The organism is Pseudomonas sp. B5(2017) (genome assembly GCF_002112825.1).
Lineage (GTDB): Bacteria > Pseudomonadota > Gammaproteobacteria > Pseudomonadales > Pseudomonadaceae > Aquipseudomonas > Aquipseudomonas putida_Z.
Genome location: NZ_NEIR01000003.1, coordinates 1 through 13,948, shown reverse-complemented (window position 1 = coordinate 13,948; position 13,948 = coordinate 1). Strand labels below are relative to the sequence as shown.

17 protein-coding genes are annotated in these 13,948 nt (G+C 62.5%); 12 read left to right on the top strand and 5 right to left on the bottom strand.

Translation table 11 applies throughout. The features are described from left to right. Nucleotides 1-2: 2 nt before the first annotated feature. Nucleotides 3-860 carry a LysR family transcriptional regulator gene (locus tag CAG00_RS05140; protein ID WP_075045131.1) on the bottom strand — a complete coding sequence of 286 codons (858 nt, stop codon included), beginning with the start codon at nt 858-860 and terminating at the stop codon, nt 3-5. Between the two features lie 90 nt (nt 861-950). Here CAG00_RS05140 and CAG00_RS05135 point away from each other — a divergent pair, with 90 nt between their 5' ends. The 3 genes from CAG00_RS05135 (at nt 951) to CAG00_RS05125 (ending at nt 3,341) form a co-directional block, all read left to right on the top strand. Then, nucleotides 951-1,364 carry a VOC family protein gene (locus CAG00_RS05135; RefSeq protein ID WP_085663642.1) on the top strand — a complete coding sequence of 138 codons (414 nt, stop codon included), beginning with the start codon at nt 951-953 and terminating at the stop codon, nt 1,362-1,364. A 45-nt stretch (nt 1,365-1,409) separates the two neighbouring features. Then, complete coding sequence (locus CAG00_RS05130) at nt 1,410-2,660, top strand: cation:dicarboxylate symporter family transporter (RefSeq protein WP_256578957.1); 1,251 nt, start codon at nt 1,410-1,412, stop codon at nt 2,658-2,660. 258 nt (nt 2,661-2,918) lie between these two features. Beyond that, nucleotides 2,919-3,341: an anti-virulence regulator CigR family protein gene (locus tag CAG00_RS05125; RefSeq protein ID WP_013972524.1), complete on the top strand. Its 423-nt coding sequence runs from the start codon at nt 2,919-2,921 to the stop codon at nt 3,339-3,341. Nucleotides 3,342-3,903: 562 nt separating this feature from the next. Here CAG00_RS05125 and CAG00_RS05115 read toward each other — a convergent pair. Further along, nucleotides 3,904-4,104 carry a hypothetical protein gene (locus tag CAG00_RS05115; protein WP_085663640.1) on the bottom strand — a complete coding sequence of 67 codons (201 nt, stop codon included), beginning with the start codon at nt 4,102-4,104 and terminating at the stop codon, nt 3,904-3,906. 135 nt (nt 4,105-4,239) lie between these two features. Between CAG00_RS05115 and CAG00_RS05110 the strand changes: the two genes are divergently transcribed. Continuing rightward, the gene (locus tag CAG00_RS05110) at nt 4,240-4,575 is read left to right on the top strand and encodes a hypothetical protein (protein ID WP_085663639.1); all 336 of its coding nucleotides are present in this window, start codon (nt 4,240-4,242) and stop codon (nt 4,573-4,575) included. Between the two features lie 25 nt (nt 4,576-4,600). On the opposite strand, the gene osmE is transcribed toward CAG00_RS05110, so the two are convergent. Together osmE and CAG00_RS05100 are read right to left on the bottom strand one after the other, a co-directional pair. Continuing rightward, on the bottom strand, nt 4,601-4,957 hold the full coding sequence (osmE, locus tag CAG00_RS05105) for an osmotically-inducible lipoprotein OsmE (protein ID WP_085663638.1): 357 nt from the start codon (nt 4,955-4,957) through the stop codon (nt 4,601-4,603). Between the two features lie 81 nt (nt 4,958-5,038). Then, nucleotides 5,039-6,274 (bottom strand): NADH:flavin oxidoreductase/NADH oxidase family protein, encoded by a 1,236-nt coding sequence (locus tag CAG00_RS05100; RefSeq protein ID WP_085663637.1) that lies wholly within the window; start codon nt 6,272-6,274, stop codon nt 5,039-5,041. Nucleotides 6,275-6,385: 111 nt separating this feature from the next. Between CAG00_RS05100 and CAG00_RS05095 the strand changes: the two genes are divergently transcribed. Then, nucleotides 6,386-6,805 (top strand): MerR family transcriptional regulator, encoded by a 420-nt coding sequence (locus CAG00_RS05095; RefSeq protein WP_085663636.1) that lies wholly within the window; start codon nt 6,386-6,388, stop codon nt 6,803-6,805. A 149-nt stretch (nt 6,806-6,954) separates the two neighbouring features. On the opposite strand, the gene CAG00_RS29000 is transcribed toward CAG00_RS05095, so the two are convergent. Further along, on the bottom strand, nt 6,955-7,161 hold the full coding sequence (locus CAG00_RS29000) for a hypothetical protein (protein WP_085616480.1): 207 nt from the start codon (nt 7,159-7,161) through the stop codon (nt 6,955-6,957). A gap of 229 nt (nt 7,162-7,390) precedes the next feature. Here CAG00_RS29000 and CAG00_RS05085 point away from each other — a divergent pair, with 229 nt between their 5' ends. The 7 genes from CAG00_RS05085 (at nt 7,391) to CAG00_RS05055 (ending at nt 13,831) form a co-directional block, all read left to right on the top strand. Then, a complete protein-coding gene (locus CAG00_RS05085; RefSeq protein WP_085663635.1) occupies nt 7,391-8,371 on the top strand; it encodes a quinone oxidoreductase in 981 nt (326 codons plus the stop codon). A 13-nt stretch (nt 8,372-8,384) separates the two neighbouring features. Continuing rightward, nucleotides 8,385-9,233, top strand: coding sequence for a TauD/TfdA family dioxygenase (locus CAG00_RS05080; RefSeq protein ID WP_013972530.1), 849 nt, complete (start codon nt 8,385-8,387; stop codon nt 9,231-9,233). A 54-nt stretch (nt 9,234-9,287) separates the two neighbouring features. After that, nucleotides 9,288-10,337 (top strand): 3-keto-5-aminohexanoate cleavage protein, encoded by a 1,050-nt coding sequence (locus CAG00_RS05075; RefSeq protein ID WP_085616475.1) that lies wholly within the window; start codon nt 9,288-9,290, stop codon nt 10,335-10,337. Between the two features lie 194 nt (nt 10,338-10,531). Then, a complete protein-coding gene (locus CAG00_RS05070; RefSeq protein ID WP_085663634.1) occupies nt 10,532-11,848 on the top strand; it encodes an MFS transporter in 1,317 nt (438 codons plus the stop codon). Then, nucleotides 11,845-12,498 carry a DsbA family protein gene (locus CAG00_RS05065; protein WP_085663633.1) on the top strand — a complete coding sequence of 218 codons (654 nt, stop codon included), beginning with the start codon at nt 11,845-11,847 and terminating at the stop codon, nt 12,496-12,498. Before CAG00_RS05070 ends, CAG00_RS05065 begins: the two co-directional genes overlap by 4 nt. Then, nucleotides 12,495-12,821, top strand: coding sequence for a Rieske 2Fe-2S domain-containing protein (locus tag CAG00_RS05060; RefSeq protein ID WP_013972534.1), 327 nt, complete (start codon nt 12,495-12,497; stop codon nt 12,819-12,821). The genes CAG00_RS05065 and CAG00_RS05060 overlap by 4 nt, the downstream gene beginning before the upstream one ends. Further along, complete coding sequence (locus CAG00_RS05055) at nt 12,818-13,831, top strand: YeiH family protein (RefSeq protein ID WP_085663632.1); 1,014 nt, start codon at nt 12,818-12,820, stop codon at nt 13,829-13,831. Before CAG00_RS05060 ends, CAG00_RS05055 begins: the two co-directional genes overlap by 4 nt. Nucleotides 13,832-13,948 lie beyond the last annotated feature (117 nt).

The following is a 13,948-nucleotide window of genomic DNA, read 5'->3' as shown; positions in this document are numbered from 1 at the left end:
TGTCAGGCCATCAGTACGGATGCCAGCAGCTTGATTGCCGACGTGCGGTGATGGCCGGCACTGTAGGCCAGCACTATGTCGCGGCAGTACCTGGGTTCTTCGCTCAGAATCCGGGCGTTAGGCGATTGCTCCAGCAATGACGGCCATTGCGGTACCAAGGAAACACCTTGCCCCAGCGACACCAGCAGGCTGATGGCCTCGAGCGCATCCAGGTCGCAAGCCACGCTGGGCGCGAGGCCCAGATCGTCCAGATAACGCTGGGTTATCAGGCCGCCCCAGGAGTCCACGGCATATCGGATATAGGGCCCGGTGGCCAGCATTGCCTGCGCTTCAGCCCGGGAGGCCGCGGCAGGTGCCAACAAGCACAGCGGTTCGCTGCGCAACGTGAGCGTTCTCAACGATTTTGCTGTCTTGAAGGGTGGCGCCACCAGAATTGCCGCATCCAGTTCCTGATTGATCAGCTTGTCATGAAGCAGTTTCGAGTCACCGGGCGTGATGGTGAGTTTGAGGTCGGGCGCGGAGGATGACAAATGCTCCAGTGCTGCCGGTACAAGGCCGGTGAGGGCGGTTGATATGGCGCCAATGCGCAGTTCCCCGGTCAGCGTATCGGCGTTCAGGTCGTTCCTGAGCTGATTGGCATGCTCGACGATGCAACGTATCCGTGGAATCAATGCCAGCAGCTTTTCTGTCGGCCTTATCGCGTGTGCCTCTCTATTGAAGAGAGTGCAGCCCAAGTGTTTCTCCAGGTTTCGAATGCGCAAACTTATTGCAGCGGCTGAAACATTTGCTTTCTTTGCCGCACCCGCAATGGAACCGCATTCAACAACAGATATGAGGCTTTCCAGATTTTGAATGTCCATAAGTAATGCTTATGCTCAGACCAAGTGTCAGTTGGTGTACATGAATGCCGGGCGGTGTGAGGATAGTGGCTCCGTTCGAGGAGTACCATCATGTTGACACCCTTTCATGTTGCTTATCATGTCAAAGATCTGGATGAAGCAAGAAAATTCTATAAAGAGGTTCTTGGCTGTGTCGAGGGGCGTAGCACTGATACGTGGGTAGACTTCGAGTTCTTTGGTCACCAGATATCTCTGCATGTGGGCAAACCCTTTGAAACCAGCCGCACCGGCAAGGTCGGCCCGCACCTTGTACTGATGCCTCATATCGGGGTGATATTGCCTCTGGATCGCTGGCAAGCCTTGGCTGAACGCCTTGAAGTTCTGGGCGTGCAGTTCGAAATTCCACCGGTTGTACGTTTCGAGGGTGAGCCTGGCGAGCAGAGGACAATGTTTTTCCTGGACCCAAGTGGTAATCCGATCGAAATCAAGGGGTTCAAGAGTTTGAATGCAGTCTTTGCTTCCTAGTGTCTTATAAAAACAGAGATCAGTCCTGTGAGAATAAAAATAAATTTGATCACGCAAATTGCAATTGGTCTGGCTGTCGGTATATGTGTTGGCGTGTTGTTGAATCATTTTCCCGATTACAAGGGGTGGTGGATCGAGCAAGTGCTACAGCCGGCGGGTGACGCGTTTATAAAACTGATGAAAATGATCATCGTGCCGCTGGTGTTTTCCTGCATGGTGGTAGGCATAGCCGGCTCTGGCAAGCGCGCCCTGGGGCGGGTGGGAACAAAAAGCCTTGTCTATTTCTTTGTTGTGACCGGGGTCGCAATCATTTTCGGCTTGTTGGTCGGTAACGTGCTCCAGCCAGGCGCCGGTGCGGGTTTCGCCGTTTCATCGGCGAGTGAAGCAGTGCCACCGGTGCAAAATGGTTCGGCAGGGCTCGGAAAGGTATTGCTGGGCATCATTCCTGATAACGTAGTGGCCGCAATGGCAGAGGCGAAGCTGTTGTCGGTACTGTTCTTCGCCATCTTGTTCGGGGTGGCACTGTCTACGCTGGATGAACCCAGGAGGCAGCCTTTGGTTGCCGTGCTGCAGACGGTAGTGGATACCATGTTCAAGGTCACCCATATGGTCATGGCCTACTCACCGATCGGCATCTTTGCCCTGATAGCTGTCACCGTGTCGACCTTCGGGATTGATTCACTGATGCCGCTGGCAAAGCTGATAGCCATTACTTATGTGGCGGTACTATTCTTCGCGATTGCCGTGCTGGGCCTTGTTGCCAGGGCTGTTGGCGAGAATATCTTCGAGATCATCAAGGCCTTCAAGGATGAACTGATACTGGCTTTCAGCAGCGCGAGTTCTGCCACCGTCATGCCGCAATTGATGGCCAAGACCGAAGCACGGGGTGTGCCGCGAGCGATCACGTCGCTGGTGATCCCGTTGTGTTATTCATTCAATCTGGATGGCGCGTCGCTGTTTGCGGGCCTGGGTACCCTGTTTATCGCGCAGGCCTACAATATTGAACTGGCCCTGGCCGACCAGGTGATGCTGGTATTCATCATGGTATTGACGTCCAAAGGCGCTGCCGGAGTGCCCGGGTTCATGTTTGTCATTCTCACTGCAACCCTGACAGCGGCAGGTTTGCCATTGGAAGGCGTGGCCCTGATTGCAGGGGTATATCGCTTGATGGACATGCCCGTTACGGCACTGAACGTGCTCGGTAATGCGCTGGCGCCGATCGTGGTCGCAAAATGGGAAAGCCGCGCTGGAACATTGCCGGCTGATGTCGTGGTTACGGAGCAATCATCTCGATAGCAGATGGGCAGGTTCGTTCAGCCAGGCGTTTGGAACGGGAATTGCTGCATCCCTGAAAACCTGCCCATTTGGGGATACGGCCATGTTTCCAGAAGATCTGTACTTCATGTTTCTCTTCGCCGTTGCCGTGTTGGCACTCGATGTGGCAGCCATCATGCTCTATCGGAGTGCCAAGCCCTGACCCGGGTTTGGGGACTTTCACCCTGAACCGGGTTTTGGTCTACAGTGCTGGGACGTCTCTGGTGTAAGGAAACAGCTATGGCAAAGCGTCGATGGGCAGTTATCGCTACCTCGATCGCGCTGGCAGTGGGGCCGGCGCTCACTTATGCCGACCCGGGTAATGGTAAAGGGCAGGGCCATGGCAAGGACAAGGGCCAGCATGGTCAAGGCCACGGGGGCTCGTATGGTGGGCCGTCGATAAACCGTGGCGATGTGCTTGGCATTCTTGACGGGCACCGCAGCTACTGGAGCGCAGGGCCGGCGCTGCCCCCCGGCATTCAGAAGAACCTGGCCCGTGGCAAACCACTGCCGCCGGGTATCGCCAAGAAGCTGGATGGCAGGCTGCTGGGGCAACTGCCTCATTACGATGGCTATGAATGGATGCAGGCGGGTGCGGACCTGATCCTGGTGGCAGTTGCTACGGGGATTATCTACGAGGTGTTGAACGGCGCGCTGGATTGACGTCAGGCGCAGGTGTCAGCGAGCGCCCCCGGCAGGTGACGCGGTGGTTGGCACCGGCTGCGCCGGTGTTCGCGGGTAAACCCGCTCCCACAGGGACAGCGCATTCCTTCGGCAGGTGGGGTCCTTGTGGGGCATGCCCGCGAAGCAGGCGACGCGGTGGCTGGCACCGGCTGCGCCGGTGTTCGCGGGCGCGCCCGCTCCCACAGGAACGGTGCATTCTTTCGGCAGGTGGGGTCCTTGTGGGAGCGGGCATGCCCGCGAAGCAGGCGACGCGGTGGTTGGCACCGGCTGCGCCGGTGTTCGCGGGTAAACCCGCTCCCACAGGGACAGCGCATTCTTTCGGCAGGTGGGGTCCTTGTGGGAGCGGGCCTGCCCGCGAAGCAGGCGACGCGGTGGCTGGCACCGGCTGCGCCGGTGTTCGCGGGCACGCCCGCTCCCACAGGAGCGGTGCATTCTTTCGGCTGATGGGGTCCCTGTGGGAGCGGGTTCACCCGCGAAGCAGGCGACGCGGTGGCTGATACCGGCTACGCCGGTGTTCTCGATAGCGCCCGTTCCTCCAGAATCAGGTGTTTTCCTGCACGTTCAGTACTGAACCCTTATCGTCCGTCGCCAGCAAGCCGCTGGAGTGCATGCCCTTCGTTTGCAGTTCGGCGAGTGGCACATCTGTAGTACGGAAAATGCTGCGACCTTGTTCACCAACCCTCAGGTTGATCAGTTTTCCATTCTGATAGAAGAATTGCGTTCTGTTGGTGTTCCTTTGCATGGTGTGTGCTCCGAAGGCTATTGGCAGATACACTTTCCCAGCCTTCACTCACCCAGGCCACTGGCAGAAATATCAGTTGCGGCCCGTGCAGCGAGACTTTGGTTGATTGGTAAGCCAATACAACCCTCCGTTAAAATGCCGCGTATCCTTGATGGGCAATTGCAAATGTCTACGTTTCGTATCTTTCTCGCCGCCGTGCTGGTCACCGGCCTTGCCGGTTGCGCAACCCCTGGCAAACCCACTGCCAGCAAGCTGACCCACAAATCGCCCCAGCAGTACGCCGCCTGCGTACTGCCCAAGTGGCAAGCGCTGGCGCCACAGGCCACGCAGAAATCGATCGCCCACGGCTACCGGTTGACGGCTCCCAGCGCCGTGGCATCCGATGATGTGCTGGACGTAGTCGATTCCCGCGAGGGCAGCCGCGCGACCTTCTACAAAGGCAGCTTCCTGTCTGGCGACAAATTGCGCTAGGCTGCCAGGGAATGCCTGGACTGACTCAGTAACCCGATCCGCTAGAGCCGCCCATGCTGGGCAGGCGGGCCCTGCGCTGAGCATTGCTCCACTCGGCGCAGGTCATGAAAGCGGTATTGTCCACTTTGCCGGTGCCGTCGAAACTTACGCTGTAGGGTTGCCGGTTGTCGGCTTTGGTCAACATGTAGTCGAAACAGGTACCGGGCACCACGGTGCGTTGGGTCTCGGCATCGGGCTTGCCGCCGACCTGCATGACCTGGTCTCTGCTCATGCCGTTGGCGACTTTCGCCACCAGCGGCTGGTCGTGGTACAGCGCGGAGTTGGACGAGCAGGCAGAAAGCGCTGCCAGTGCAAGGATCAGCGCTTGAAAGGGTTTGTTCATGGCAGTGCTCCGGTAGAGGACGCCGATGAAGGCAGGTGCTCCCCGCGCGAATGTGCGACCCCTGGCTCTGCGATCACACCATCAATCCGCTCGGCTTTTCATCATACGCCTGTACTGCCGCACCCGCAGTAACGTGCAGCCTTGCTCCAGCAACAAGGCGCGCAAGGGCGACGCATGCGCCTTGGGCCGGCTGCCGGCCGCCAGGCGGCGCATCTGCAATTTCACCAGGGCCATGTAGGCCAGTGCGGCAAAGGCCTTGCGCTTCCAGCGAATGGGCTGCAGTTCGGCGGTTGCCGTCGGCTCGCCGTTCTGCCAGAGCCGGGGCAGGGCAGGCTCGACTGCCAACGCCGTGGCAATCCCCGCCATGGCCACACCGCTGGCCAGCACCTGCTCGACTACCGGCAACCGCCGGATACCGCCGGTGACCATCACCGGCATCTTCGCGATGGCGGCGATTTCCCGGGCAAACTCCAGGAAGTAGGCCTCGCGAGCCAGGGTGCGCCCATCGCGGGCATCACCCTGCATCGCCGGTGCCTCATAGCTGCCGCCCGACAGCTCCACCAGGTCCACCGGCAATTCATTCAGCCACAGCACTACCTGGCGCGCATCCGCCGGTTCGAAACCGCCGCGCTGGAAATCCGCCGAATTCAGTTTCACTGCCACGGCGAAACCGGGCGAAACCACTTCGCGCACGGCCTTGACCACCTCCAGCAGCAACCGCGCGCGATTTTCCAGGCTGCCACCCCAGCGATCCTGGCGCTGGTTGCTCAGTGGCGAAAGAAACTGGCTCAGCAGGTAACCGTGGGCAGCGTGGATCTGTACGCCACTGAAACCAGCTTCTTCAGCCAGCGCCGCAGTGCGGGCAAAGCGCTGGATCAACGCGCCGATCTCGGCTTCGTCCAGTGCCTTGGGCAAGGGGAACAGCTTGGATAAACCGCCCATGTCCAGGGCAATGGCCGAAGGCGCCACGGTGGGCTGGCCGAGGTTGGCCTGCATCTGCCGGCCCGGGTGGTTGATCTGCATCCAGAACTGCGCGCCGTGGGCGCGGCCGATGCGCGCCCAGTCGCGAAAACGTTGCAGTGGCTGGCTGGCATCGAGCATCACGCCACCCGGGCCGGTCATGGCGCCAGGGTCGACCATCACGTTACCGGTCAGCAACAGCCCGGCACCGCCCTCGGCCCAAGCCTGGTAAAGGCGCAGCAGCTGGTCGGAAGGGGTCTGGTCCGGGTTGGCCAGGTTTTCCTCCATCGCCGCCTTGGCGATGCGGTTGGGGATGACACTGCCATTGGGCAGGTGCAGGGGCTGGAACGGCGTCATGGCGATCTCCGCAAAGGGTTGCCACGCATCGGTTTTTGCGCGCGTGGGCTAGGTTCGGGAGAAGGCTAAGATTAAAGTCAGCTTTAAGGTCAAGAGGGGAATGCTGACGCAATGAAAATTGGTGAACTGGCGCGACGCACGGGGCTTAGTGCATCGCGTATCCGCTTTTACGAAGCCAGCGGACTGATTACTGCGCGGCGCCTGGGCAATGGTTACCGGGATTACCCGGAGCAGGTGGTGCGGGCGCTGGAGATCATCACCTGCGGCCAGCAGGCCGGGTTCAGCCTGGAAGAAATGCGCAAACTCACCGACGCCTCCGGGGCTGCGGCGGGTGGGCATGATCTATTGCTGGGCAGCCTCAAGCGCAAGGTGGCGGAGATCGAAGCGATGCAGCAGCGGCTGGCGCACAACCGCGCGCAGTTGCTGGCGGTTATTGCAGGCATGGAAGACAAGCCGCAGGGGATAGATTGCGAGGAGAATGCCCAGCGCCTGATTGCCGGTTGGCAGCAGGGCGAGGCCACGAACACGTGACCCCCTGTAGGAGCGGCCTTGTGTCGCGATGGGCTGCGTAGCAGCCCCCGGATCTTGCGTTGATGCACAGATTGCCGGGGCCGCTGCGCAGCCCATCGCGACACAAGGCCGCTCCTACAGGGATCGCACAGCCGTCTGGATTCTGGGTATCAGCCTGCATCACCGCGCTTGTTCATCTGCTCGCACCGCATCAGCGCATCCGTCCTGCTTGGATAACTGGGCTTGAGCCGCTCCTTCGCTTGGTTATCGTAAATGTCGAAACCCCCACAAACGGTAGCGGCGTAATAGCGGCTACCCACGCGGAACGACTCCTTTTCGATCGGCACAGCGGGAACGATAACGAATCTTGGTTGCATTTTTCGTGCCTCCCCAGGCAGAGACTTAAGTATTAGTCTGGCCATGGATAACCATCAAGGAGACTCATGAATAAAACACGGTTTTCGTGATCGGCAGGTCGACGCCCGTCCTGTCATCAAATGAAAACCCGCTGTCGTCCGATGCGAAGCACCCCGCACACCAAGGGCATACAGTCCAATCACCCAGAACTGACGCCATGCGTCCAGATCGATGATTGGAGAGACAAGCATGTCCAAAGTCGTACGTTTCCATCAGACCGGTGGCCCCGAGGTGCTGCGCTACGAGGACGCCGAGGTCGGCGAGCCCGGCCCGGGGCAGGTGCGCTTGCGCCAGGTGGCGGTGGGCCTGAACTACGCCGATACCTATTTCCGCAACGGCACCTACCCGATCCCGCTACCCAATGGCATCGGCGTGGAAGCGGCCGGCGTGGTCGAGGCGCTGGGCGAGGGCGTGACCCAGGTGGCGGTGGGTGACCGGGTCACCTACACCGGCTTCCTCAACACCCTGGGCGCTTATTGCACCGAGCGCCTGATCCATGCCGCCGCGCTGATCAAGCTGCCGGATACCATCGCCTTCGAAACCGCCGCCGCCATGACCATGCGCGGCCTGACCTCCGCCTACCTGCTGCGTCGGCTCCATGACTTCAAACCCGGCGACAGCGTGCTGCTGCATGCTGCCGCTGGCGGGGTCGGCCTGATCGTCGCGCAGTGGGCGCAGCTGCTGGGGCTGAACGTGATCGGCACGGTGTCCACCGAGGCCAAGGCCGAAGTGGCTCGCGCCCATGGCTGCAACCACGTCATCAACTACAGCGTCGAGGACGTTGCCACGCGCGTGCGTGAGCTGACCGACGGGGTAGGGGTGAACGTGGTGTTCGACAGCGTTGGCAAGAACACCTTCATGGGCTCGCTCGATTCGCTCAAGCGCCGCGGCCTGATGGTTTGCGTCGGCACGGCGTCAGGTACCATCCCGCCGTTCGACCCGCAGTTGCTGGCGATCAAGGGCTCGCTGCAGCTCACCCGCCCGGCACTGGCCGACTTCATCGCCGACCCGGCGGAAAAGGCCGACCTGGCCGGCGAGCTGTTCGATCACGTCGGCAGCGGGCGCATCCGTATCGAGATCAACCAGCACTACGCACTGCAGGATGCCGTCCAGGCCCACCGTGACCTGGAAGCGCGCAAGACCACCGGCTCGTCGATCTTCGTCATCTGAAGAGGGCAACAGCATGCACATCGAACAACTGACCTGCGCGATCGGTGCCGAGGTAAGTGGGGTCAACCTGGCCGACGCGATCCACGACGACGACCTGTTCGCCCAGCTTCGCGCGCAGTTGCTCCGGCACCGTGTGCTGTTCCTGCGCGACCAGCACTTCAGCCGCGCCGAACACGTGGCGTTTGCCCGCCGCTTCGGCGACCTGGAGGACCACCCGGTGGCCGGCAGCGACCCGGAGCATCCGGGCCTGGTGCAGATCTACAAGCGCCCGGACCAGCCCAACGACCGCTATGAAAATGCCTGGCACACCGACGCCACCTGGCGCGAGGCCCCGCCGATGGGCTGTGTGCTGCGCTGCATCGAATGCCCGCCCGTGGGCGGCGACACGATGTGGGCGAACATGGTGCTGGCCTATGAAAACCTGCCAGGCGATGTGAAGGCCAAGATCGAAGGCCTGCGCGCCCGTCACAGCATCGAGGCCAGCTTTGGCGCCGCCATGCCGCTGGAAAAGCGCCTGGCGCTGAAGGCGCAGTTCCCGGATGCCGAGCACCCGGTGGTGCGCACCCACCCGGAAACCGGCGAGCAGGTGCTGTTCGTCAACGCCTTCACCACCCATTTCAGCAATTACCACACCCCGCAGCGGGTGCGCTTCGGGCAGGACGCCAACCCCGGTGCCAGCGACCTGCTGCGTTACCTGATCAGCCAGGCCTACCTGCCGGAGTACCAGGTGCGCTGGCGCTGGAAGCCCAACAGCGTGGCGATCTGGGACAACCGCAGCACCCAGCACTACGCCGTCATGGACTACCCGCCGTGCCACCGCAAGATGGAGCGCGCCGGGATCAAGGGCAGCCCCACGTTCTGAGTTCGTCGCCGTCGCTGGCGGCAACCGCACAATAACAATAGCGAGGACTACAGCATGCAATTCTTCGACGATTCGTTGCACCCTGAAAACATGGAAAAGGTGGTGATCACCGTGGCCCCCTATGGCCCGGAGTGGATGCCTGAAGACTTCCCTGAAGACATTCCCCTGACCATGGACGAGCAGGTGCAGAAGGCTGTCGACTGCTACGAGGCAGGTGCCACCGTATTGCACCTGCACGTGCGCGAACTGGACGGCAAGGGCTCCAAGCGCCTGTCCAAGTTCAACGAGCTGATCGCCGGGGTGCGCGAAGCGGTGCCGGACATGATCATCCAGGTTGGCGGGTCGATTTCCTTTGCCCCGGAAGGCGAAGGCGAGGCTGCCAAGTGGCTGTCGGACGATACCCGGCACATGCTCGCCGAGCTGACGCCGCGCCCCGACCAGGTGACCGTGGCCATCAACACCACGCAGATGAACATCATGGAGTTGCTGTACCCCGAGTACCTGGAAGGTACCTCGCTGGCCAGCCCGGCGATTCATGCCGCCTACAGCGAGATGACTGTGCCGGCCGGCCCGGCCTGGGTCCGCGAGCACCTGCGCCGCCTGCAGGCCAGCAACATCCAGCCGCATTTCCAGCTGACCGGCATGCATGCCCTGGAGACGCTCGAGCGCATCGTCCGCCGTGGTGACTACATGGGCCCGCTGAACCTGACCTGGATCGGCATTGGCGGCGGTTTCGACGGCCCCAACCCGTTCAACTTCTTCAACTTCATCCACCGCGCGCCGGACGGTTGCACCCTGACCGCCGAATCGTTGCTGAAGAACGTGCTGCCGTTCAACACCATGGCCCTGGCCATGGGCCTGCACCCACGCTGCGGCAACGAAGACACCATCATCGACCAGCATGGCAAGCGCTTCACCTCGGTGCAGCAGATCCAGCAGACCGTGCGTGTGGCCCATGAGCTGGGCCGCGAGATTGCCAGCGGCAAGGAAGCACGCGCCATTTACCGCATCGGGCAGCAGTACGACAGCATCGAGCAGACCCTCGAGGCCAACGGCATGGCGCCGAATCGCCAGCCGGGTGTGAAGGGCGTGCCGCAGCGCTGACTTCACTGGCCTGCGCTGGCCTTTTTAGGAGCGGCCTTGTGTCGCGACAGGGCTGCACAGCAGCCCCGGCAATAGTTGAGTTGACGCTTCAATCGGGGGCCGCTTTGCGGCCCATCGCGACACAAGGCCGCTCCTACAGGGGGCGTGCCAATGCATAAGAACAAGAAAAACCCACATCACCCCAAGGAGGCAACATGGCCACCTATCTCGCCAGTGCCGAAGATTCCGGCACCGACACCGCCCACAGCGTCCCCCGGCGCTATGCCTGGGTGGTCTTCGCCCTGACCTTTGGCCTGTTGATCTCCGACTACATGTCGCGCCAGGTGCTCAATGCGGTGTTCCCGCTGCTCAAGGGCGAATGGGCGTTGAGCGACAGCCAGCTCGGCCTGCTCAGCGGTATCGTCGCGCTGATGGTCGGCCTGCTGACCTTCCCGCTGTCGCTGCTGGCCGACCGCTTCGGCCGGGTGCGCAGCCTGGTGCTGATGGCAGTACTGTGGAGCCTGGCCACCCTCGGCTGCGCCCTGGCGGAAAACTACCCGCAAATGTTCGTCGCGCGGTTTCTGGTGGGGGTGGGCGAGGCGGCCTACGGCAGTGTCGGCATCGCCGTGGTGGTCGCGGTGTTCCCCCGCGACATGCGCTCGACCCTGGCCGGCGCGTTCATGGCCGGTGGCATGTTCGGCTCGGTGCTGGGCATGGCCCTGGGCGGTGTACTGGCCCAGCACCTGGGCTGGCGCTGGGCATTCGCCGGCATGGCGCTGTTCGGCCTGGTGCTGGCGATGCTGTACCCGCTGATCGTCAAGGAGGCGCGTATTGCGCCTCGATGCGCGCAGCAGTCGCAAGGCAAGGCCGGCCGCCCGCTGCGCACCCTGTACAGCAGCCGTTCGGTCATCGCGGCCTACGTCGGCAGCGGGCTGCAGCTGTTCGTCGGCGGCACCGTGATCGTCTGGATGCCCAGCTACCTGAACCGCTATTACGCCATGGGCACCGACCGCGCCGGGGCTATTGCCGCAGTCATCGTGCTGTGCAGCGGCATCGGCATGATCCTCTGCGCCATGCTCTGCGACCGCCTCGGGCGGCAGCGCCCGGACCGCAAGATCAGCCTGGCCATCGCCTACTGCCTGGGCAGCTGCGCGCTGTTGTCCCTCGCTTTCACGCTGCCAGCCGGCACCGCCCAACTGGTGCTGATCTGCCTGGGCATGATGATCGCCGCCGGCACCAACGGCCCGTCCAGTGCCATGGTCGCCAACCTCACTCACGCCTCGGTGCACGGCACCGCGTTTGCCACCCTGACCCTGGCCAACAACCTGTTGGGCCTGGCCACCGGGCCGCTGATCACCGGGCGCGTTTCCGACCTGATCGGCCTGCATGCCGCCTTCCAGCTGGTGCCGCTGATGAGTATCGGCGCGGCGGCGGTGTTTTTCCTCGCCAAACGTCATTACCACCGCGACATGGACCGTCTGCATGCACCGGCACACGACGCCGCCGACGCACCCCGGGAGTTGAAACCGTGAAACAGCTGTTGTCCGTCGAAGTGTTCTTCGATTTCGTCTGCCCGTGGTGCCTGATTGGCCAGCGGCACCTGCAGGCTGCCCTGTTGCTGTTGCAGCGCGAACAGCCGCAAGTGCAGGTACAACTGCGATGGCGAGGTGTGCAGTTGTTGCCTGGCTTGCCCGCCGTTGGCGTGCCGTTCCATGCCTTCTATCTGCAACGCCTGGGCAGCGAGGAGGCGGTACGCGAGCGCCAGGCCCAGGTGCGCGCCGCTGCCCGTGTGGTAGGCGAGGACATCGACTTCTCGCGTATTCGCCGCATGCCCAACACCGGCAATGCCCATCGGCTGCTGCAACGGGCTGCCCAGTTGCTCGAAGCAGCGCAACTGGAAGCCTTGCTGGCGCAGTTGTTCATCGCCTATTTCCACCAGGGCCGCGATCTGGGGGATAGCCGCACCTTGCTCGACATCGCCCGATGTTGCGGGCTGGATACCGCGCAGGTGGTCGACTGCCTGCGTGACGACGGCAGCCCGTTCCTCGATGGGGCCGGGCGCGCTGGCAGTGCCGTGCCGCGCTTCCGTTTCAATCAGGGGCCGCTCTTTGCGGGTGCACAGCCTGCCGAGGTGCTGTATGCGGCCATGACCGAAGCGCTGCAAGAGGTTGAGAGGGCATGACCCGGCGCATTGCATTGGCCCCCCATCAGGTGCCGGAACGTGACGGCCGTGTGCTGTTGGCCTGCGAAGGGCGCAGCGTGGCGCTGTTCAACGTTGCCGACTCGCTCTATGCCATCGACGACAGCTGCCCGCACCAGGGCGCGTCGTTGTGCGGCGGGCGGCTGGAAGGCCGTGTCATCCAGTGCTGCGCGCATGGCCTGCGCTTCGACCTGGCCAGCGGCTACCTGGTCAACTCCAGGGCCTTGAAGGTTGCCAGCTACCCGGTCGAGCAGCAGGGCGGGCAGGTCTACATCGTGTTTGACAGTGAGGAGGCGGGGCAATGAATACACTGGCACTTGGCGCTACCCATCAGCGTATCCGCACCCTCGCCCCGGGGGTGGTGGTCAGCCTTGTCGTCGGCGCGGCCGCCAGTTTCCTCGGTGAGCATTACGCGGCCCCGGTCATGCTGTTTGCCTTGCTATTGGGGATGGCGCTGAACTTTCTCGCGGTCGACGGCCCCTGCAAGGCCGGTATCGAGTTCACCGCCCGCACGGTACTGCGCCTGGGCGTGGCGCTGCTTGGCATGCGCATCACCCTGGACCAGATCGCCAGCCTGGGCTGGAAGCCCGTGGCCCTGGTCGTGACCCTGGTGGTGGTGACCATCCTGGTCTCGGTGGTGGTGGCCAAGGTGCTGGGGTTTTCACGGCTGTTCGGCATGCTCACCGGCGGTGCCACGGCCATTTGCGGTGCCTCGGCTGCGCTGGCGCTGGCAGCTGCCTTGCCACAGCACCCGCGCAAGGAGCATGCAACGCTGTTCACCGTGATCGGCGTGTCGGCGCTGTCGACCCTGGCGATGATCTTGTACCCGATGATTGCCCAGTGGCTGCACCTGTCCCCGGCGCAGGCCGGGGTCTTCCTCGGGGCGACCATCCACGACGTGGCACAGGTGGTGGGGGCGGGTTACAGCATGTCTACCGAGACCGGCGACATCGCCACGGTGGTCAAGCTGATGCGGGTGGCCATGCTGTTGCCGGTCATTGTCTGCGCAGCCATGATCACCCGGCGCCAGGGCCTCGAGGCCGGTGGCCAGCGGCCGCCCTTGCTGCCATGGTTCGCGGTCGGCTTCCTGCTGCTGGCGTGCGTCAACAGCACAGGCTGGGTACCCACCACAGTGCAAGGCGGTATCAACGACCTGTCGCGTGGCTGCCTGGTGGTGGCGATCAGTGCCCTGGGCATGAAAACTCAACTCAAGTCGCTGGCCTCGGTCGGGGTGAAACCCATTGCGCTGATGGTGGGGGAGAGCGTGTTTCTTGTGCTTTTGGTGCTGGCGTTGATGCACTGGGGCCTTGCCTGACTGCTTGACGCGGTCGATTGTAATCGATGGACTCGCCCCCGCCGAGGCATCACAGTGCCACGGTGGCGTTCTAAGAAGCCAACGGCAGCGAGGGCGAGACCATGAAAAAGCATAGTT